Here is a 19,328-nt window from a genome sequence, read left to right as displayed (position 1 = left end):
AGCCGACAACGGCACGATCCGGCAGGGGGCGTGAGCCGACAGGGGCGCGAGGGAATCCTCGCGCCCCTGTTCCGTTCTTCCATGCGCCTGAACGGGCGAACCCGTCGGCTGCCGAGGTGCCGCGCCGCCGACCGGGTGCGAGCCTCGGGAGGTGATCCGGGAGCCGAGGAGGAACGCCGCCGCCCTGTCGGCGCTGCTGCTCCTGCTCTTCGTGCTGCTCCAACTCCTCGCCCTCCCGGCGAGCAGCTTCAGCAACGACAGCTACCGCTACGACGTGCTGGCCCGCGAGTACGCGGGCCAGCCCGCCGTCGCGGCGCAGCGCGCGGCCGACGCGGACTACTGCGCCGAGTCGGCCCGGGTGGACCTCCGCGGGCGACTGCTGCTACCCGTGGCCGGTTCCTTTCCCGCGCCCGCGTCCGCCGAGCCGGGCGCCGCCGCCTGCCGGGCGCGCCTCGGTGCGACGGTGCTGCCGCCGAACGACCCCCGCTATGTGCGGATCTTCTCCACCCGGCCCGGTTACCCGCTGCTCGCGGCGCCGCTCGTCGCGCTCCTCGGCGGACCGGCCGGACTGCGCGTCACCTCCGTGCTGCTGACCGGCATCGCCGGGACGCTGGTCTTCGCGACGCTCCGCGTCCTCCTCCCGTCCGCGCGACGGCGCGTCGCGGCGATCGGACAGGTGCTCTGCTACCTCTGCCCCACCGGCTCGTACGGAGTGCGACCGCTCTCGGAGGGAGCCGCGCTGCTCTGCCTGACGGCGGGCCTGTTCGCGGTGGCCCTCTGCTGCGACCGGCGGCGACCGCGGCTGTGGGCCGGAGGGTCGTTGCTCGCCGCCGCCTACCTCGCGCTCGGTCTCGTCCGCTACGCCGAGGTGGTGCCGCTGGCTCTGGTCACCGCGCTGGGCGCCGCCGTCCATCCGGTCCTGCGCCGGATCAGGCGCCCGGCCGCCACCGGGGCGGGAGGGGCCGTGGTCGTCGCCGCGGTCTCGCTGGCCGCGCTCGCGGGGCTGGGCGTCGCGGACGCGATCCTGCACCTGCCCTCGCTGTCGGTGAGCTTCGACGACCTGTTCTCCGCGCACTACACCCAGCCCCGCGCGCCCGACCCGCTCGCCCGGCTCGTCGTGCTGAACCAGCGGATGTGGTGGCAGTGGGCGCAGACCACCGCGACGGCGCCGGTGCTGCCCCTCGCGCTGCTGCTCGGGGCGCTCGGACTGCGGCGCGCGCCGGGACCGGTCGCCGCCTACGCGGCGGGCTGCGCGGTGACCGGCGTCGCGTCCGTCGTGGCCCATCCGCTGTCCTACGAGGCCGACCGTCTGATGGTGCCGGTCTGGCTGCCTGTGATCGTCGGACTGCCGCTCTGGCTCGCCACGGTGAACATCACCCGACGGGTGGATGAACAGCCGTCACCCGGGCGCCTGGCGTCTACACGCTTGTAGTAATTTCGGGCTGCTTGACGTCCCGTCCCCCAGCAGCCCAAGGTCGCCATACCGATGTCCGTGCTCACCTATCCCGAAGCGATCGGCGTCGGCCTGCTGCAGGGCGTCACCGAGCTGTTCCCGGTCTCCAGCCTCGGTCACAGCATCCTGATACCCGCCCTGCTGGGGAAGCCGTACTCGGACGACCTGAACGTCGCCGGCGACCAGTCGCCGTACCTCAGCGTCCTGGTCGGGCTGCACCTCGCCACCGCGGTGGCGCTGGTCGTCTACTTCCGCAAGGACTGGGCGCGGGTGCTGCAGGGGCTGTTCAGCTCGATCCGCGAGCGGCGCATCGAGACGGTCAACCAGCGGCTGGCCTGGCTGCTGATCGTCGCCACCATCCCGGTCGGCGTCGCGGGCATCGCGCTGGACAAGGTCTTCCGCGAGAACCTGGGCAAGCCGATCCCGGCCGCGTTCTTCCTGATGCTGAACGGCTTCGTGCTCTTCTTCGCCGAGCGGCTCAAGCGCGGCGGCACCGGCCGACGCCGGGCCGGCGACGTCTCCATGCCCGGTGACGAGCAGGTGCACCCCGACGTCATCTCCGACCGTCGCATCGTCAAGCTCGGCTGGGCCAGCGCGCTGTGGGTCGGCGCCGCACAGATCCTGGCGCTGCTGCCCGGCATCAGCCGCTCCGGCGTCACCATGAGCGCCGGCATCTTCAAGGGCCTGCGCCACGAGGACTCCGCCCGCTTCGCCTTCCTGCTGGCCACCCCCGCGATCGGCGGTGCGGCCCTGCTGAAGCTCCCCTCGCTCGCGGGCGCACAGGGCGCGGGCATCCACGGCCAGCTCCTGGTCGGCAGCATCTGCGCCTTCGTGGCCGGCTACGTGGCGGTGCGCTTCCTCGACAAGTACTTCGAGACCAAGACGCTCACCCCGTTCGCCATCTACTGCTTCGTCGCGGGCGCGGGCAGCCTCGTCTACCTCTCCATGTGAGGCCGGTGACGCGCTGGTGACGGCGCGTCGAGCCCGTCCGGCGGGCGGCCTGGTGCTGGACTGGAGCCTGTGCGACCACTCCCGCTCCGCGCGCCGCGCTTCGGGCCGCCCATGGGGCCGTCTGTCGGGCCGTCCGTCGGGCCGTCTGTCGGCCCGGCTCTCGGGCTGCTCCTGGGGCTGCTCCTCGGGCTGACGGGCTGCGTGCAGGTGGACGGGCGCGGCGTCGCCCTCGCGCCGCACTACGCGCACCCCTTCGTCAGCCTCACCCCGGTCGCACCCGCGCCGGTGCCGACGGACTACGACCCTCGCTCGGACGCCTCCGCCGCCGTCGCGGCGGCCCTGGCGCAGTCACGCCGGGACGGGCGGCCGGTGCTGGTGGAGTTCGGGGCCGACTGGTGCGTCGACTGCCAGGCGCTCGCCCACCGCGTCACCGACCCGGCCGTGCGGCTCGTGCTCCAGCGCGACTACCGCCTGGTCACCGTCGACATCGGCCACTACGACCGCAACGTCGCGCTGGCCGCCCGCTGGATCGACCTCAAGCGCAGCGGCATCCCCGCGTTGGTGGTGCTCAACCCGGACGGCACCGTCCGGGCCACCACCCAGGACGGCAGCTTCGCGAACGCGCGCAGTCTCTCCTCCGACGACGTGGCGAACCGACTCGTCACCTGGCTCTACCCCTCTTCCCGATCATGACGGGATTCGCTCGAAGTCATGAATCGCCGCAGTTCAGCTGGATGGTACGGGTACGCAGCTGATCTGATGCCGCCACAGGCGCACCTGAGTCCCATGTGCGCTCGGCAGGCCCGAAGGCGGTGCCCGATGACCCCTCCCCGACTCCTCGCCACCATGACCGCGGCCGTCCAACGGCGGCTGCTCTGGATCATGCTGCTCGCCTACGCCCTCGCCGCCGGATGGCCCGAACCGGGCCTCGGGCTGCGCGCCGTGACGTTGCTCCACGTCGCCGGCGCAGCCCTTCCTCTTCAGGCCGGGCTGCTGGCCGCCGTGGTCTTCAACGCCGGTCTCACCGCGCGCGCCGAGGCCCTGCCCGCCCTGCTGCGCCGTCCCCGGGCCCTGCTCGTCGGCATCGCCGCCAACGCGCTGCTGCCCACGGTCCTGCTCGCTCTGGGCGCGCTCGTGGCCGGCGGCTGGCACAGCCCGCACGAGGCGCAGAGCCTCCTGGTCGGCCTCGCCCTGGTCGGCGCGATGCCGGTGGCGGCCGGGGCGACCGTCTTCGTCCAGGGCAACGAGGGCAACGCCACGCTGATGCTCGGCCTGGTCGTCGGCAGCACCCTGCTCAGTCCGCTGACCATCCCGCTCGGCCTGCACCTGGGCGGCTTCCTCGCCTCCGGCCCCTACTCGAGGGATCTGCACGCGGTGGCGGCGCATGCGTGCAGCCTCTTCGCCGCGCTGACGGTCGTGCTGCCCTGTGTCCTCGGCCTGGTCCTCGGGCGGCTGCTGACCGCCCACCGCCCGGCGCTGCTCGCCGCCGGACTGCCGGCGGTCAGGGCGGTGAACCTGGCCGTGGTCGTGCTGCTCAGCTACACCAACGCCTGCGGCGGGCTGGGGCAGGTGGTCTCCCGGCCCGATCCCGACTTCCTGCTGCTGGTGGCGGCCGCCACCGCGGCGATGTGCGGGGGCTCGTTCCTGACGGGCTGGGTGCTGGGCCGCCGCCTCGGTCTGCCCCGCGCGGACGTGATCGCCCTGGCCTACGCGTCCGGGATGAACAACAGCAGCGCGGGCGCGGTCGTCGCCGCCACGCGCCTCCCGGGGAACCCGGCCGTGCTGGTGCCCATCCTGGCCTACAGCCTGCTGCGGAAGTTCCTTGCGTCCCTGCTCGGGTTTTTTGTCCGACATGCCCGTTTCGGTGGCGAAACCTCAGCCGTGCGGCGAGCGGCGGGCCCTGTCGTCCCAACTGCACCCCGGGAAACTCTTGGATTCAGACCGCTTTAGTATTAACTTTCCATAACAGTACGCGCGGACGTCGCGCGTATCGCCTAATCCGTATGGAACCGGGGACCCAACGCACCTGGGGTGTATCGGCCTTGAGGCCGTAGGAGACCTCCCTCTCCGAACCCGTCAGCTAACCCGGTCGGCGTAGGGACGGAAAGGAGCACGCCAGTCATGGCGGCATACCCGGCCGAGGTCGAGCACCCGGCGTCGACCGACCAACCCGTCCTTGCCGTGCCGAGGCAGCGCGGCGCCGCGCTGGGCCTCGCCGCGATGGCCGTCGGAGCCAGCAGCGTCATCGGCCTCGCCGGTCCGGCGATGGCCGCCGAGCACGCCGAGCGCGGCGAGCACAGCGGCGCGACGGGCTCCCTCTTCGTCGACGAGCACGCGGGCGCGGCGGCCACGGCCCACGCCTCCGACGCGGGCACCGCGCTGCTCGACCGCATCCGTACCCAGGGCACGCCGGATCACAGCGACGCCCCGACCGCGGCGCAGTCGGTCCGCCGCGAGGCCGCGGCCGCGGCCTCCGCGAAGGCCGCGGCGGCCGAGCGGGTGCGGGCCGTGGGCCCGCTCGTCCCCCCGATCGCCTGCGCGGCGACCGGTCTGGGACGCGACGTGTCCTACTGGTCCCACCTGCACCCCGGCCAGGACTTCCCCGCCCCGGCGGGCACGCCCGTCCGCGCGGTCGGCGCCGGCGTCGTCACCTCCGCCGGCTGGGCCGGCAGCTACGGCTACCGCGTCATCCAGACGCTGCCCGACGGCACGGAGATCTGGTACTGCCACCTCTCCGCCATCGCGGCCCCCGCGGGCTCCGTCCAGGCCGGCCAGCCACTCGGTCGTGTGGGCTCCTCGCGGGGCTTCACCACTCCGCACGTCTACATCGAGGTCCGCCCCGACGGCGCGGACCCGGTCGACCCGGCGGCCTGGTTCGCCGCGCACGGCCTGAACGTCTGAGTCACCTGAACGTCTGAGTCATCGGAGGCGTTGCACCACCTGGGGTGCGGGGCTCTGCCGATCCGCGGTTCCGCCGCGCGGGCGCGACAAGCCACCGGCACGCGGATGATCCTCAACGAGCAGGGCCATCCGCACGCCGGTGGTTCTCGCGCAGTTCCCCGCGCCCCTGAGGTGGTGCAACGCCTGCGGGGGCGAACGGATCAGGCTACTTCCGGTCGGCGACAGCCCAGCTCGCCAGGGCCACGGTCCCCGCCACCGTCAGGACCGACGGCCACGCGCCCAGCTTCTTCGCCAGCGGGTGGGAGCCCGCGAACGCGGCCACGTAGAGGCCGCCCAGCGCGGCGGCCGCCTTCGGGCCGGCCGCCCGCCGCCACTGCCATGCGGCCACGCCGCCCGCCGTGGCGAGCGCCACGCCGCCCAGCTCGCGGCGCTTCGTCGCGCGGGCGACGGCATAGCCGCCGACCAGACCGGTGGCGGCGACGAGCGAAGAGGGGACCTGAGCCATGGAAAGTGAACCTCCGTCAATCAATTGTCAGCCATTGGTCAATTCGTACGCGTGTTGTGCAGGTGCAGCCCGATGTAGCCGATGTACACCCGGCCCGTGCCCGAGCAGTCGTCGTGGTAGTGCAGGCGCGGAGCCGTGCCGCCACCTCCTATTCGCAGGTGGGCGCCCATGAAGACGCGGCCTGACGGGTCGACCTCCGCCGGGACCGGCAGCTGGCGCTCGCGCTTCCACTTGGCGTTGGTGCTCACCGTCCGGGACTCGCCGCGGATCACCTTGCGGGGCGGGAAGGGGTGGCAGTCGGGCGGGGTGTTCTCGCACCAGCTGCGGAAGTCGCCGCCCGCGGAGCCGGACTTGGCGGACTCGGCGTAGTCCTGCAGCGCCATCAGCGCGTCCCAGGTCATCCGGACCCAGGTGGGGTGGTCCGTCTGCTCGTCCAGCTCCTTGGTCAGCCGCGCGTCTCCGGTGAACGCGAGCTGTGGGAACTCGTCCAGACGGTCCAACAGCTCCGCGAAGGTCGCGGGCTCCGAGTCCTGCGGACGCACGGGGCGGCCGGAGAGCGTGCGCAGCTTCGTGCGCACCGCGCGCAGCTCGCTGTACTGCTCGTCGTACTCGGCGGCCAGCAGCGACTCGCGCTCCTCCGCCGCCCGCAGCCAGCGGCGGACCTCCTGAAGCTCCTCCGCGCGGGCCCGCTGCTCGTGTGCCTCCTCCTCCTCGTGGTCCACGAGCAGGCCGCCGGGCTGGATCGCGTCGGCCTCGGGCAGGCCCTCGGGGCGAAGCGGCGGCAGGCCGACGAGCTGGTCCGCCAGGGGCGCCTGGACGGCGAGCCGACGCGGCAGCCAGGCCAGCAGGCCGGACGCGCGGCGCAGGTTCTCCTCGATCGTCGTACGGGACATCACCCGGTGCCGGGCCGCCTCCGGCGCCCACGCCGGATCCAGGCCCGGAAGGTACGTGCGCACCGCGCCGCCGTAGACGCGGTGGTGCTCGAGCGCCGTGTTGAACGCGCGTTCCGCGCCGGGGGAGAGGGCGTAGAGGACGGCGATGCCGCTGCAGCTGCGCAGCAGCGGGTCGACGGTGTCGTCGAGCCAGTCCTCGAAGTCGGTGTGGAGAGGGGTGCTGGCGACCACGATCGGCAGCCGCCGGTCCGGATCGCACAGCTCGTCCAGGATGTCGTCGACGTCGCCGCGCTCGATCACGCCGGGCAGCGCGTGCACCCGCGCCGAACCGGGCTGTTCGCCCTCCGTCGCGTCCAGGACGTCCAGCAGCCCGCGGGCCAGCGCCGGAACGGGCGCCTTCGCGGGCTCCTCGCCGCGCACCGGCAGCTGCTCCGCGTCCAGCTGCACCCAGGTGCGGCCGTCGCGCGCGGTGGCCACGGTCAGCGACGTCTGCCAGATGCCCTGCACGGTGAACTCGCGCAGCCGCCATCGCGCGAGCCGCCCCTGGACGGCCTTGCCACGAGCCACCTGGTCCAGCACGGCCTGCGGTCCGACCCGCCGTCGCCCGTTCCCGGTGCTCGGCTCGTCGTAGTGCAGCGCCTTCAGCCACTGCCGCAGCTGCTGCTCGGCCAGGGCAACAGTCTCCTGATGTCCGTGCCCACTGGTCACGGCCATCCGGTAGATGCCATCGGTCACCGGCGCTGCCTCCTGACGCTGTGTCGGCGTCGCCGCACGTCGATGTGCGGATACTCAGGACAACGCGGCAGGGGGTCCCGATGGTTCCGGTACGGCCGAAGTCGCTGGTGAGGTGCCGGTGGTCACTGCTCGGCGGCGGGCGGCTGCTGCTCCTGCCCAGGCTCCTGCGCTGGTTCCCCCGTCGGCTCCGGCGCGGCCGGACCCGGCCGGGTGGCGGGGTACTGGTAGCCCTGCGGCTGCGGCTGGGGCTGCGGCTGCGGCCCGACGGTCTGGTACGGGTAGGGCTGGTACGGCTGCTGAGCCTGCGGGTAGGCGTACGGCTGCTGCTGAGCCTGCGGGTAGGGGTACGGCTGCGGGTACGGACGCTGCCCGTACGGTCCGGGCTGCGCGTACGGTGCCGGGCCGTACGGTCCCGGCTGGGCGTGGGGGCCCGGCTGCTGGGGGTACGGTCCGGGCCGGCCGTAGGGGCCGGGCTGCTGCGGGTACGGTCCGGGCTGCCCGTAGGGACCGCGGTAGCCCTGGGCCGGCACCTGCATCGGCATGCCCATCGGCACACCCATGGGCATGGGCCCCGGGCGGCCGAACGCGGGCGCCAGCGGCGGATGCTTGCGGAACCACTCCTGCTCGCCGACGCGCGCGAAGACCGTCCCCACCGCGTCCTTCCGCTCCCACAGGTGGTGCAGCAGCTCCTGCTCGCGGTCGGTGAAGTGCTGGACGGCGAGGCCGCGCGCCACCCGCTCGCGGAGCAGGGCCAGCGAGGTCGCGAACGCGAGGTACTCCCGCATGGCCCGGTCCCCGGCCGGACCCTGCTGGAACCGGGCCAGCGCACGCGCCTGCTTGCGGGTGCGCATCGAGGACATCACCACCGGGACCGGCGAGGTCATCCAGCCCGCCGTCACGTACACCGCCAGCTGGCGGCCGACCGTCCGCAACTCGTTGCCGCGCGCCCAGACCAGCAGCCACACCATCAGCGCGAAGACCGGGACCATGAAGAGGAAGTAGACGCCGAAGAAGCCGGCCGCGCCCAGCGAGGGCGAGCTGTTCCAGGTGCCGTGCATCAGCATGGCGAAGATCCAGCCCGTGATCGGGGCGCAGATCCGCTGCCAGCGCTTGCGGCTGATGGCCGCCACGCCGAAGCCGACCGCCGTCATCGACGTGAACAGCGGGTGCGCGAACGGCGACATCACCTCGCGCATCAGGAAGGTGAAGACCGTGACCACGACGGCGCTCCCGCCGTCCGGCGAGCCGTCGGCGACCGAGCGGCCGATGTAGAGGATGTTCTCGGTGAAGGCGAAGCCGGTCGCGGTGAAGCCCGCGTAGACCGCGCCGTCGACGATGCCGGTGAAGTCCCGGCGGCGGAACAGGAAGATCAGCAGCAGCGCCGAGCCCTTGCAGGTCTCCTCGACCAGCGGGGCGACCAGGCTCGCGCTGAGAGTCTCACCGCCGCCCACCTGATGGCTGATCAACTCCGTGGTGGCCCAGTCGTTGGCCAGCAGTGCGACCAGCGTGGCCGCGCAGGCGCCCCAGCCGAAACAGAACAGGAGCAGCTTCCAGGGCTTGGGCTCGACCCGGTCGAGCCAGTAGAACGCCCCGAGGATCAGCGGCACCGGCAGCACGGCCAGCGAGATGCCGATCAGGAAACCGGACGTGCCGGTCATCTTCTGCAGCTTGGCGAGGATGACCACCCCGCACAGCGCGAGCACCAGCACGACCGCGAGCAGGCGCAGCCACCGGTTCTCCAGCAGGTTGCGTCGGACCTTGTAGCGGAAGCTGGTCGGCGGGCTGAACGGCAGCGCGTCCGTGCCGCCGGCCTGCGGCGCAGCCGGCAGCCCTTCGGGCAGCGCCGCGGAATCGACGGGACCGGCGGGATCGGCGGTACCTGCCCGACCTGCGGGGCCCGCGGAAAGGTCGGGGTGCGGTTCGGGTATCGGACCGGCTGCCGCGACGGCCGCGGGCTCCTGGTACTCGCTGCTCACCCCACGACCTTAGCGGTGGCGCGGAGCAGCCGGTAAGCAGTTCCTGCGGGTCAGACCCGTCGGAACAGCACATCCCGGACGACGTGACCCTTGGCCAGACCCTGCCGCTCGAACTTGGTCACCGGCCGCCAGTCGGGGCGCGGCGCGTAGTCGGTGTGCAGGTTCGCAAGTTCCGCCGAGCCGCTCAGCACCTCGAGCATCTGCTCCGCGTACGGCTCCCAGTCGGTCGCGCAGTGCACCGTCGCACCCGGGCGCAGCCGGGAGACGGCGAGCGCCACGAACTCCGGCTGGATCAGCCTGCGCTTGTGGTGACGCGCCTTCGGCCACGGGTCAGGGAAGAAGATGCGCAGGCCGTCCAGGCTCTCCGGCGCGAGCTGGTCGCGCAGCAGCACCACGGCGTCGCCCTCGGCCAGGCGGACGTTGTCCAGATCGTCGGACTCGATCCGGCGCAGGAGGTTGCCGTGCCCCGGTGTGTGCACGTCCACGGCGAGCACGCATCGGTCGGGCTCCGCGGCGGCCATGGTCGCGGTGGCGTCGCCCATGCCGAAGCCGATCTCCAGCACGACCCGCGCGTCCGCCCGCCCGAACCACGCGTCCAGGTCCAGCTGCCGCCGGCCGTCGACGCGGATGCCGTAGCCGTCCCACGACCGCGCCAGCGCGTCGTACTGGGCGGTGCTCATCCGTCCCTTGCGCGGGTGGAAACTCCGGATCCGCCGCTCCCGATGCAACTCGGGCGAGACGGGCGACCCCGGACGGGCGTCGTCGACGTCGGCGTCGGGGGTTATGGCGGGGGCGGTGGTCTGGCTGCTCACAGTGCGGTCCAGTCTACGGAACGGAAAGCGGCCCTTCGGGGCCGCGAGCCTGTCGCGCGGGCCGACCGCTGGTCGGGCCGTCCGGGAGCGCAGTGCCTCGGCGGTCGAGTGGCCTGGCCGCCGCCCGCCGAGGTGGTCCCGGGATCGGCCGGGCCCGGGTCCGGCCGTGCCGCGCGGGTGGCCGCGCCGAGCGAACCGCCGGCGAAACCCCGGGCGAACTCCCGAGCGGGGTGCGCAGCACAGCGCCGCCCGGGACGCTACGCGTCCAGGGCGGTCAGGGTGCGGGACGCGATCTCGCGGCCGATGAGGAGGGACGCCGTCGCCGCGGGCGAGGGGGCGTTCAGGACGTGGACCGTACGCGGGCCCTGCGCGAAGGCGAAGTCGTCGACCAGCGCGCCGGAGCGGTCGACGGCCTGGGCGCGGACGCCGGCCGGGGCCGGGACGAGGTCGTGCTCGGTGATGTCCGGCAGCAGGCGGCGCAGGGCGCGGGTGAACGCGCGGTGGCTCAGGGAGCGGTGCAGCTCGACCGCTTCCGCGCGCCAGTGGCGCGACGCGAGGGACCAGGTGCCTGGCCAGCTCACCGTCTCGACGAGGTCCCGCACGCTAATCCGCCGCCACCCGTACCCCTCGCGGGCCAGCGCGGGCACGGCGTTCGGGCCCACGTGCACACCGCCCAGGAGGTCGCGGGTCAGGTGCACGCCGAGGAACGGGAACGCCGGGTCCGGGACGGGGTAGACGAGCCCCCGTACGAGCGCGGCCGCGCCGGGGGAGAGCTCGAAGTACTCGCCGCGGAACGGCACGATGCGCAGCCCCGGCTCGTCCCCGGCCAGCCGGGCGACCCGGTCGCTGTACAGGCCCGCGCAGTTCACCAGGGCGCGGGCGCGGACCTCGCCGAGCGTCGTCGTGACCGTCACGCCGTTCGCGCGGCGGTCGATCGCGGTGACCTCGTTCCCGGTCCGGATCCGCGCCCCCGACAGCTCCGCGTACCGCTGGGCCACGGCGGGGAAGTCGGCGAGGCCCGTCGTCCCGACGTGCAGCGCGGCGACCCCGCGCACGTGCGGCTCGAACTCGGCGATCCCGCCCGCGGCGAGCTCGCGGATCGGCAGTCCGTGCTCCCGCCCGCGCTCCGCGAGGGCGCGCAGCCTGGGCAGCTCGGTCTCGTCGACGGCGACCACGAGCTTGCCCGTCACCTCGTGCGGCAGGCCCTGTTCCTTGCAGAAGTCCACCATCTCGGCGGCGCCGGCCAGCGCGAAGCGCGCCTTCAGCGACCCGGGCTTGTAGTACAGCCCGCTGTGGATCACGCCGCTGTTGTGCCCGGTCTGGTGCGCGCCGAGCCGCGGCTCCTTCTCCAGCACGATCACGTCCGTCCCGGGCCGCGCGAGGCTCAACGCGTAGGCGGCGCTGAGTCCGACGATCCCGCCACCGATGATCACGACGTCGCAGTCGTAGGAGGAACCCATGCTGGCACCTTAGTTGCACCCGGTACGGCGGTGTGGCGTTGTGCTCCATCTGCCGCCCCGTCCGCACCCGTCCGCACCCGTCCGCCCCGTCCGCCCGGTCCGCCCGGTCCGCACCGTGCGTCCCGGGCGGGTGCGGCCTATGCGGGCGCGGCCAGGGTGAGCCTCGCCCGTTCGACGAGCTCCTCCGCGATGCGTTCGCCCTTGAAGCGGTCCAACCGCTTGAGCATCTCGCCCAGGTACTCGCGGGTCCGCTGCGACGAGATCCTTCCGGCCACGTCCAAGGCGCGGTTGCCCGCCGCGACCGCGCGCTCCAGCTCGCCCTGGTCCAGTTCGGCCATGGCCGAGACGATGAGGCGCAGGCCGTGCGAGCGCACGTACTCCTCGGTGGGGCGCGCGAGCGCGCGCTCGGTGAACTCGCGCACCTTGCCCGGCATGCCGAGGTCGCGGAAGCCCTCGGCCGCATCGGCCGCGAGACGGTCCCAGGTGTAGAAGTCGATCCAGGCGGGGTCCGGATCTCCGGTCCTGGACCGTTCCAGCCAGCTCTCGGCCGCCGCGAGCGCTGCTGCGCACGCCGTCGCGTCGCCCGCGCGGGCGTGCGCTCTGGACTCGACCAGCCGGAAGAAGCTCATCGTGCGCGCGGTCGCGAGCCCGCGGTTGCGTTCCACCGCCGCCTGCGCCAGGTCGACGCCCTCCTCGGCCGCGCCGCGGTAGGTGGCCTGGAGGCTCATCGAGGCGAGGACGTACCCGCCCAGCGGCACGTCGGCCGCCGCGCGGGCGAGCCGGAGCGCCTGGATGTAGTAGCGCTGCGCGGCCTCGTGCTGGCCGGTGTCGAAGGCCATCCAGCCGGCCAGGCGGCTCAGCTCCGCCGTCGCGCCGAACAGCGCCCGGCCGACCTCGTCGCTGTACGAGGCGAGCAGCAGCGGCGCCGCGTCACGACGCAGGCACTCGGGGACCATGGAGGAGCGCCAGTCCCCGCCGCCGTAACGGGAGTCCCAGCGGCGGGCCTCCTCGGCGGCCATGCGCAGCTTCGCCGCGTCGGCGTGGCCCACGCGGTACGGGCGGCCCTGCGCGTCGGCGAGGCGGGCCAGGTCGGAGGGCTCGTGCACGTCGGTGAACGAGGCGGCGGCCGTCGCCTCGCGGGCGACCGAGCCGTCGACGGGCGTGATCAGCCAGCGCGAGACGGGCGTGGCGTACGCGGCGACCGAGAAGGTGCCGGCCAGGCTGTCCCACCAACCCGGGCCGGTCGCACCGGGTTTGCGGGCCCGCCCGGGATCCAGACGCCACAGCTCGGTGGCGGCGCGCACCGCCGCGGGGACGTCGCGCGGGAAGGAAAGGCCGACCTCGGGCGTCGGATCGGCGCTGCCCAGGCCGATCTCCTCCAGCGGGACGCTCCGGCCGAGCTTGCCGCCGATCGCCGTCGCGATCAGGTGCGGCACGGGCCCCTGCGGGACCATGCCCTTGGTGACCCACCGGGCCACCGACGTCTTGTCGTACCGGAACGTCAGGCCGCGTTGCGCGCCCAGGTCGTTGACGCGCCGGGCGAGCCCCGCGTTGCTGATGCCGGCGAGCGCCAGCAGGGAGCCCAGCTTCTCGTTCGGTCCGCGCCCGTTGGCCACCATCCCCGGCTGCACCCCCTCGACTGCCCGGTCCCCACTGCTCTGACCGCTCCGAATGCTCTGACTGTTCTGATTTTGATCCGACTGCCCCTGGAGGGGAGCCCCTTGACGGGATATCACCCATCCTGACTGATAACACCCAGAGTAGTTCCCCGGGTTCCCAGGGTTAAGGGGTCTTGTACCGGATGGCGGGAACCGGTACCGGCCCCGGCCGAGACGACCGGTCTCCTGCCTGCGGATTCCGCCGAACTGAACCGCACAGGCGTACGCCGGATTGCTGGCCTATGCCCCTGGCGCGTGCGGCGGTGCGCCCCGCCGTGCCCCCTCCCTGAGCCGTGGTCCCGGCAGTTGCATGGTGGCGTGGGTCGGCCTGCCGTCGAGGACTCGGCGGGTCGGGGGACGCCGTCGCCGTACATCCCCGCGCGGCGGCGGACCGGCCCGGGGGGTGTGCGGACACCCCTCGGGCCGCGAAGGCGCCGCACAGTCCGGGGCGGGCGTGGGGCTCGCCCGACCGGACCCTCCCGGTCCGTGGCCCCAGGGGTCGGGGCCCGGACCACGGAGGGGATGGCCCAGGCCCCGACCCGTCGTGCGCGTGACCTGGCGCGCGCGTGCCGGATGGTTTGTCCCGCTTTATCGCATGCGTGCGCCGATGAGAGCTGACGAGTGATCAACAACTGCATCGCGAACGGGAGTCGATCTCTGCGAGGCCGCCGACGTGCGAGCCGTGAGCTGGCACCATGTGAGCTGACGGTGCGGCACCGTGCTGCCTTGCCGGGGAGGCGACGATGCGGTGGGTGGTGGGCTGGAACGGCGTGCGCGGCAGGGCCGGGCAGGAGGCCGCCGCGTTGCGGCCCGTCGGCGGACGCCTGCTCTGGCCCGGGAACGACCCGTTGTGGGTCGTCGGCGACTGGCGCCCGGACGAGATCCGCGGCGTCGCCGTCTACCGTCACCGCCGGCATCACCGGCACGTCGTGCAGAACGGCTTCCCCGAGCTCGACCAGCTCCCCGCCCCGTCCGAGACCGGAGCGCCGACGCCCGCGTTCCCGCCGGACGACGGCGCGCTGGCCCGCCTCTTCGTCCTCGGCCGCTGCGGCGCGGCCGACTCGGCGCTGCGCACCGCCCTGCTGGCCACCAGCGGCGGCGCCCTGCGGCATCTGACCACCTGGCCGGGCAGCTACGTCGTCGTCCTCCAGCAGGGCACACGTGTCGCCGTCCTGGGCGACCTCGCCGGCGTCCAGCCCGTCTACTACACCGGCTGGCGCGGCGGCACCGCCTGGGCGACGGCCGCCCTACCGCTGGCCGACCTGGTCGAGGCGCCCGTCGACCACGTGCACCTCGCCGCGCGGCTGGCCCTGCCGGACTCGCCCGAGGGGGTCGGCGACACGAGTCCGTTCCTGGGCGTGCGCCGCGTCACCCCGGGGCAGGCGCTCAGCATGCGGGCCGGCGCGCCGGACGTCGCCGCCTACGAGTCGCTGCCGGGCGGGGTCGGCAGCTACGAGATGACCGAGGCATCCGCGACGGCCGAGGTCACCCGCTCGCTGCTGGAGTCCGTCCGCCTGCGCGTCCGCACGCCCGCGCCGCGTTCGGCGTTCGGCGCGGGCATGCTGCGGGCGGCGTCGGACGAGGCGGCCGCGGGCGGGGCGGGCACGGGCGGCGCAGGCACGACGGCAGGTTCGGCAGGAGCGGGTGCCCCGGGGGTCGCCGGTGTGGCCGCACGGTGGGGTTCGGGCTGGTCCGGCGCGTCGCAGCCCGGGTTCGCCGCCCGCCGGGCCGACCCGGACCCGCCCGGCGGGATGCCCGGCCGGCACTTCCGTCGCGGCCCGGCTGCGGCCGACTACGGCGATGACGAGTCCGACCACGACCACGACCGCGAGCAGAGTCGGGCCGGGCGCGACCCGGGGCGCGGCACTGCCAATGGCACCGTCAACGGCACGGCCCACGGCGGCGGCACGCTGACGCCCCGCCCCGCCGTCAGCGTCGACCTCTCGGGCGGCAGCGCCTCGACGGTGCTGACCCTGCTCGCGGCCGGAATCCCCCGCGCCTCCGGAGCCGTCACCTCCTCGCGCACCCAGCGACCGGGCAGCACATCGTTCTTCTACGGCGGCTCCGACGAGACCGAACCGGACCTGGGCGGGGAGCGGCATCCGGATCCGGATCCGGATCCCGCGACCCTCCCGTCCGGCACCGCGTCGGCCCGGCACCCGACGCTCGGCACGTTCAGCGAGGAACGCTGGGGTGATCCCCGCAGCTCGCGCACGCTGCGCCACGGGCCGCCGGGCGTGGATCCGGACGAGGCGAGCGCCGCGCCGCGCCGCACCGGCGCGGTCCGTGGCTCCTGGGCCAGGAACGGAGCGGTGAGCGAGCCGGAGACCGACACGCTGCTCGCCATCACCTACACCGACGCCGAGGGCGCGACCGGCGCCCCGCTCGGCCCCGGCCGCGAGGCCGAACTGCTGCGCGCCCGCGCGATCGCCGAAGCCGTGGCCGACCGGATCGACCATGTGGTGGTGCCGGGCGGCCAGGACGCGCTGCCCTTCGCCGACCTCGCCGACGATCCGCTGGCCGGTCCGCTGACCGACGAGCCCGGCCCCGCCCTGGTCACCGCCGTCCGCCAACGCGCGCGCCTCGCGGCCGCCGGGGTCGAGCACATCAGCGGCCACGGGGCACGCCAGGTTCTCGACGGTCACCCGGCCCGCCTCGCCGACCTGCTCTACGACCGCCGCCGCAGTCCGCTGCTGCGGCCCGTCGCGGCGCTCACCCGCGCCGACAGCGCCGCGCTCGGCGCCGCCGGGCTCGGGACGCCCGTCTCCGTCGTCCGCGCCGCGCGTCGGCTCGCGCGCACCGGCTACGTCGAGGGCCTGGAGGCCGCGGCCGCGGCCCTGCTCCGCGGGCTCCCCGGGGCGTCGCCGCACCGTGGCAGCGCTGGCGAGGCCTCGACCCGCGCGCTCGCCTGGTGCACGCCGGGCCCTGCGGCGGACTGGCTCACCGAGGGCGCGCGCGGCGCGGTCGCCAACCGGCTGCGACTCGCGGCGCGCGCCGGCGCTCCCGACGAGCGGCCGGGCGCTCGCCGCGCCCGCCTCGCGCTCCAACGCCGCGCGGCGGACTTCCGGGTCCTGGCCCAGGTCGTCGAATCCGCGCCCGACGCGCGCGGCCGCCGTCTGCACGCGCCGTTCCTCGACAACCAGGTCGTCCGCGCCTGCCGACAGGTCCCCGACCGCGCCCGGATCCAGCCCGGCGCCCGCCAGGGCATCCTCCGCGCGGTCCTCGCGGGCGCGGGCGTCACGACCTTCCTGGACGACCTCGCCACCACCGGCCCGGCCCCCCACGACGCCTCGCCCTCGACCGCCACCATGCGCGCCGGCCTCCGCCGATCCGGTCCGGCGCTGGACCACCTCCTCGCCACCTCCCTCCTGGGCCGCTGGGGCGTCATCGACGTCCCCCACGCCCGCAAGGCGCTCGCCGCGGCCACCTCGGAGACCACCCCCGGCCCTCTGGACGGCCTGCCGGAGCTCATAGCCACGGAACTGTGGGTCCGACGCCTCCACAGCCGCAGGGGCAGCTGCTGGTCGGACCTCCGCAGCCCGTCCATCCCGGCAGTCGGCGGCTGACCAGGTCCCTGCCCGGACCGCCCGGCAGCCCGCCTGGGCCGCTCGCGCGGCACCCGCCTGGGCCGCCGGCCCGGGTCGCTTGCCGGGCAGGCTCGGGCCGCCGGCCGGGCCCCGCCAGAGCCGCTCGGCCTGTCCGCCGGACCGGTTGCCTGGGGTGCCTTGTCGGGGCCGCCCGCGCAGCACCCGCCTGGGCCGCCTGCCCTGGGCGGCGAGGCGGGCTGGCCGCGTGCTGGGGAGCCGCGGGGGTGTGGCGTTCGGCGTGCCCGGTGCCCAGGGGTGACGCCCCGCTTCCGAAGGGCGTGTTGCAGCTGACCGCTCGTCACCAGGCCGCCGCATCATGACTGCATGCGTCCACTCCCCGTCTCGCACGAGCTGCCGCCCACCGATGCCGAGCCCGGCGTCCTCGTCGGGGTGGACGGCTCGGACGGGTCGTTGTGGGCGTTGGAGCGGGCGCTCCAGGAGGCGCACGTGCACGGGCTGCCGCTGCGCGTCCTCGCCGCCGTGAACCCCACGCCCAGCGTCGTGACCGCCGGGCTGGAGGACGTGATGCAGGACAGTGTCGACCGGCTGCTCGTGGGGATGACGGACGTCGTCCAGCGGGGCGTCGCCGCCGCCTCCGCGAACGTGCCGGGGGCGACCGTCGCGCCGACCCTGCACGTCGTCGCCGGGGATCCGATCACGCTGCTGCTCGACGCGTCCGCGCGGCAGCACACGCTCGTGCTCGGGGCCCGGGGCAACGGCGGGTTCTCCCGCCTACTCGTCGGGTCGGTGGCCTCCGCGCTGCTGTTCCACGCGCTCTGCCCCGTCCTGCTCGTCCCGGGTCCCAAGCGTTGACGAAGACGAAGGTGACACAGCCGAACCCGGGGAATGAACCGAGCCGCCGACACGTTCTCTGAGTGCGCAGAGAATCGTGGAGCTGTGAGGAGCCTGCCCGTATGAAGGTCGAGATCTACTCGGACATCGCCTGCCCTTGGTGCTACATCGGCAAGCGCCGTTTCGACCGTGCCCTCGCCGCCTTCGAGGGCGCAGCCGACGTCGAGGTCGTCTACCGCCCGTACCAGCTCGTCCCGGACGCGCCAGCCGAGCCGAGCCCGCACCGCGCGTGGCTGGAGGAGCGCTACGGCCCGCAGTCGCGTGCCATGGACGACCGGGTGGCCGCCATCGGCAAGCAGGAGGGCATCGACTACGACTTCGACGCCGCGCTGCACGTCAACACCGTCCACGGCCACCGCCTGCTCTGGCTCGCCGAGCAGGAGTACGGGTCGGCCGTGCAGGCGGAGCTCAAGGAGCGGCTGCTCGCCGCGCACTTCTCCGACGGCGTCGACGTCGCCGACTTCGCCGCGCTGACCGACGTCGCCGTCGCCGCCGGGCTGGACCGGGCGCGCGTCGAGGCGTTCCTGCCGTCCGACGAGGGCCGCGCCGAGACCGTGCGCGAGCTCGCGCACGCCCGTGAGATCGGCGTGAGCGCCGTGCCGACGTTCGTCTTCGACGGCAAGTACGCCGTCCAGGGCGCGCAGGAGACGGAGACCTTCCTGTCGGCCCTGCGTCAGGTGGCGCAGCTGAAAGACTGAGGCCCGCGACCGAGCCCCCGCGACCGAGCCCCCGCGGACCGAGGGTCGCGACCGAGGGGCACGCGCGGCGCGGCTCAGCAGGTGAAGCCGGCGTCCGCCCAGTCCGCGATCTGGCCGCCGAGGAAGCCGTGCGAGCCGTGGACGACCAGGCGGACCGAGGTCAGTCCGTCCAACGGCACGCTGAACGACACCGCCGGGTCGCCGCCGTGGATCACCCCGGACCGCCACAGCACCGCACCCGACGTGCCGTCCTCGACGGTGAACCGCGCCGAACCGAGCCCCAAGGTCATGTCGTCGATGCCCACTGACGCCGAGAACAGCTTGCAGCTGCGGTTCAGGTCGATCACCGTGTTCGACGGCGCGACCACGGTGACGCCGCGCTTGTAGGCGGTGCCGCCGATGCTGACGCCGTTCGGCCGCTGCCAGACCCAGTCCAGCGCGTCCGGTTCGATCGCCGGACCGCCGGTGTTCGACACGCCCTGGAACGGCAGGGAGTCCACGAAGTAGCTCTGCGGCGGCGGAGGCGGCGCGGGCGTCGGGGTGGGGGTGGGGGTCGGCTTCGGCGTGGGCTTGGGAGCCGGCGGCTTCGGCACGGGCTTCGGGGACGGCTTGACGACCGTCGCCGGGACCGGCGCGGGCAGCGCAGGCTGCGGAGCCGGGCTCGGCGGAGGCAGTGTCGGGCTCGGGGTGGGCCGCGGCGCGGGCGCACTCGCCACCGGCTGCGGCGTGGGCTTCGCGACCGGCTTGTGCGGCGGCGTGCTGCCCGACAGCGCGAACGCCAGCCCGACCCCGGCCGCGACGGCCACCGCCGTCGCGATACCGATCTTCGCGGGCAACCCCAGCCCCT

Annotated in this window: 15 protein-coding genes and 1 riboswitch; of the genes, 8 read left to right on the top strand and 7 right to left on the bottom strand. The window is 74.3% G+C overall.

Annotation, left to right across the window (positions count from 1 at the left end; all coding sequences use genetic code 11):
- Window positions 1-151: 151 nt before the first annotated feature.
- The 5 genes from TR50_RS26890 to TR50_RS43000 all read left to right on the top strand — a co-directional run bounded on the left by TR50_RS26890 (window position 152) and on the right by TR50_RS43000 (window position 5,305).
- Window positions 152-1,432, top strand: a complete 1,281-nt coding sequence (locus tag TR50_RS26890) for a hypothetical protein (protein ID WP_042427334.1) — start codon at window positions 152-154, stop codon at window positions 1,430-1,432.
- 54 nt (window positions 1,433-1,486) lie between these two features.
- Window positions 1,487-2,404, top strand: a complete 918-nt coding sequence (locus TR50_RS26885) for an undecaprenyl-diphosphate phosphatase (RefSeq protein ID WP_042427331.1) — start codon at window positions 1,487-1,489, stop codon at window positions 2,402-2,404.
- Between the two features lie 111 nt (window positions 2,405-2,515).
- Entirely contained in the window at window positions 2,516-3,097 is a 582-nt protein-coding gene (locus TR50_RS26880) for a thioredoxin family protein (protein WP_152648659.1), read from the top strand.
- Window positions 3,098-3,223: 126 nt separating this feature from the next.
- Window positions 3,224-4,354 carry a bile acid:sodium symporter family protein gene (locus TR50_RS26875; RefSeq protein WP_160311192.1) on the top strand — a complete coding sequence of 377 codons (1,131 nt, stop codon included), beginning with the start codon at window positions 3,224-3,226 and terminating at the stop codon, window positions 4,352-4,354.
- Window positions 4,355-4,385: 31 nt separating this feature from the next.
- Window positions 4,386-4,514: riboswitch (cyclic di-AMP (ydaO/yuaA leader) on the top strand.
- A gap of 11 nt (window positions 4,515-4,525) precedes the next feature.
- A complete protein-coding gene (locus tag TR50_RS43000; RefSeq protein ID WP_052441352.1) occupies window positions 4,526-5,305 on the top strand; it encodes a M23 family metallopeptidase in 780 nt (259 codons plus the stop codon).
- A gap of 205 nt (window positions 5,306-5,510) precedes the next feature.
- Here the strand turns inward: TR50_RS43000 and TR50_RS26865 are convergent, their stop codons facing one another.
- The 6 genes from TR50_RS26865 to TR50_RS26840 form a co-directional block, all read right to left on the bottom strand.
- Window positions 5,511-5,810, bottom strand: coding sequence for a hypothetical protein (locus TR50_RS26865; RefSeq protein ID WP_042427328.1), 300 nt, complete (start codon window positions 5,808-5,810; stop codon window positions 5,511-5,513).
- Window positions 5,811-5,848: 38 nt separating this feature from the next.
- On the bottom strand, window positions 5,849-7,438 hold the full coding sequence (locus TR50_RS26860; RefSeq protein WP_052441351.1) for a hypothetical protein: 1,590 nt from the start codon (window positions 7,436-7,438) through the stop codon (window positions 5,849-5,851).
- Window positions 7,439-7,560: 122 nt separating this feature from the next.
- The gene (locus tag TR50_RS42995) at window positions 7,561-9,414 is read right to left on the bottom strand and encodes a PrsW family intramembrane metalloprotease (RefSeq protein WP_052441350.1); all 1,854 of its coding nucleotides are present in this window, start codon (window positions 9,412-9,414) and stop codon (window positions 7,561-7,563) included.
- Between the two features lie 50 nt (window positions 9,415-9,464).
- A complete protein-coding gene (gene trmB, locus TR50_RS26850; RefSeq protein ID WP_439654246.1) occupies window positions 9,465-10,226 on the bottom strand; it encodes a tRNA (guanosine(46)-N7)-methyltransferase TrmB in 762 nt (253 codons plus the stop codon).
- Between the two features lie 257 nt (window positions 10,227-10,483).
- Complete coding sequence (gene lhgD / locus TR50_RS26845) at window positions 10,484-11,686, bottom strand: L-2-hydroxyglutarate dehydrogenase (RefSeq protein WP_042427325.1); 1,203 nt, start codon at window positions 11,684-11,686, stop codon at window positions 10,484-10,486.
- Window positions 11,687-11,823: 137 nt separating this feature from the next.
- Entirely contained in the window at window positions 11,824-13,305 is a 1,482-nt protein-coding gene (locus tag TR50_RS26840; RefSeq protein WP_042427322.1) for an NsdA family TPR-like regulatory protein, read from the bottom strand.
- A 782-nt stretch (window positions 13,306-14,087) separates the two neighbouring features.
- Here TR50_RS26840 and TR50_RS45860 point away from each other — a divergent pair.
- The 3 genes from TR50_RS45860 to TR50_RS26820 all read left to right on the top strand — a co-directional run bounded on the left by TR50_RS45860 (window position 14,088) and on the right by TR50_RS26820 (window position 18,481).
- Entirely contained in the window at window positions 14,088-16,910 is a 2,823-nt protein-coding gene (locus tag TR50_RS45860) for an asparagine synthase-related protein (RefSeq protein WP_052441349.1), read from the top strand.
- Window positions 16,911-17,255: 345 nt separating this feature from the next.
- Entirely contained in the window at window positions 17,256-17,744 is a 489-nt protein-coding gene (locus TR50_RS26825; protein WP_052441348.1) for a universal stress protein, read from the top strand.
- A gap of 62 nt (window positions 17,745-17,806) precedes the next feature.
- Complete coding sequence (locus TR50_RS26820; protein ID WP_369405786.1) at window positions 17,807-18,481, top strand: DsbA family oxidoreductase; 675 nt, start codon at window positions 17,807-17,809, stop codon at window positions 18,479-18,481.
- 74 nt (window positions 18,482-18,555) lie between these two features.
- Here TR50_RS26820 and TR50_RS49835 read toward each other — a convergent pair.
- Window positions 18,556-19,328, bottom strand: a 773-nt coding sequence (locus TR50_RS49835; protein ID WP_042427317.1) for an NPCBM/NEW2 domain-containing protein, incomplete at its 5' end; no start/stop codon positions are given.

This window comes from Streptacidiphilus anmyonensis, from assembly GCF_000787855.1.
Lineage (GTDB): Bacteria > Actinomycetota > Actinomycetes > Streptomycetales > Streptomycetaceae > Streptacidiphilus > Streptacidiphilus anmyonensis.
This window is presented reverse-complemented; position numbering and strand designations above follow the sequence as displayed.

Bases quoted from the DNA above. Each gene is read 5' to 3' on its own strand.
- TR50_RS26885 (WP_042427331.1), top strand. From the start codon at position 1,487: ATGTCCGTGCTCACCTATCCCGAAGCGATCGGCGTCGGCCTGCTGCAG.
- TR50_RS26880 (WP_152648659.1), top strand. From the start codon at position 2,516: ATGGGGCCGTCTGTCGGGCCGTCCGTCGGGCCGTCTGTCGGCCCGGCT.
- TR50_RS26875 (WP_160311192.1), top strand. From the start codon at position 3,224: ATGACCCCTCCCCGACTCCTCGCCACCATGACCGCGGCCGTCCAACGG.
- TR50_RS43000 (WP_052441352.1), top strand. From the start codon at position 4,526: ATGGCGGCATACCCGGCCGAGGTCGAGCACCCGGCGTCGACCGACCAA.
- TR50_RS26865 (WP_042427328.1), bottom strand. From the start codon at position 5,810: ATGGCTCAGGTCCCCTCTTCGCTCGTCGCCGCCACCGGTCTGGTCGGC.
- lhgD (WP_042427325.1), bottom strand. From the start codon at position 11,686: ATGGGTTCCTCCTACGACTGCGACGTCGTGATCATCGGTGGCGGGATC.
- TR50_RS26840 (WP_042427322.1), bottom strand. From the start codon at position 13,305: ATGGTGGCCAACGGGCGCGGACCGAACGAGAAGCTGGGCTCCCTGCTG.
- TR50_RS45860 (WP_052441349.1), top strand. From the start codon at position 14,088: ATGCGGTGGGTGGTGGGCTGGAACGGCGTGCGCGGCAGGGCCGGGCAG.
- TR50_RS26825 (WP_052441348.1), top strand. From the start codon at position 17,256: ATGCGTCCACTCCCCGTCTCGCACGAGCTGCCGCCCACCGATGCCGAG.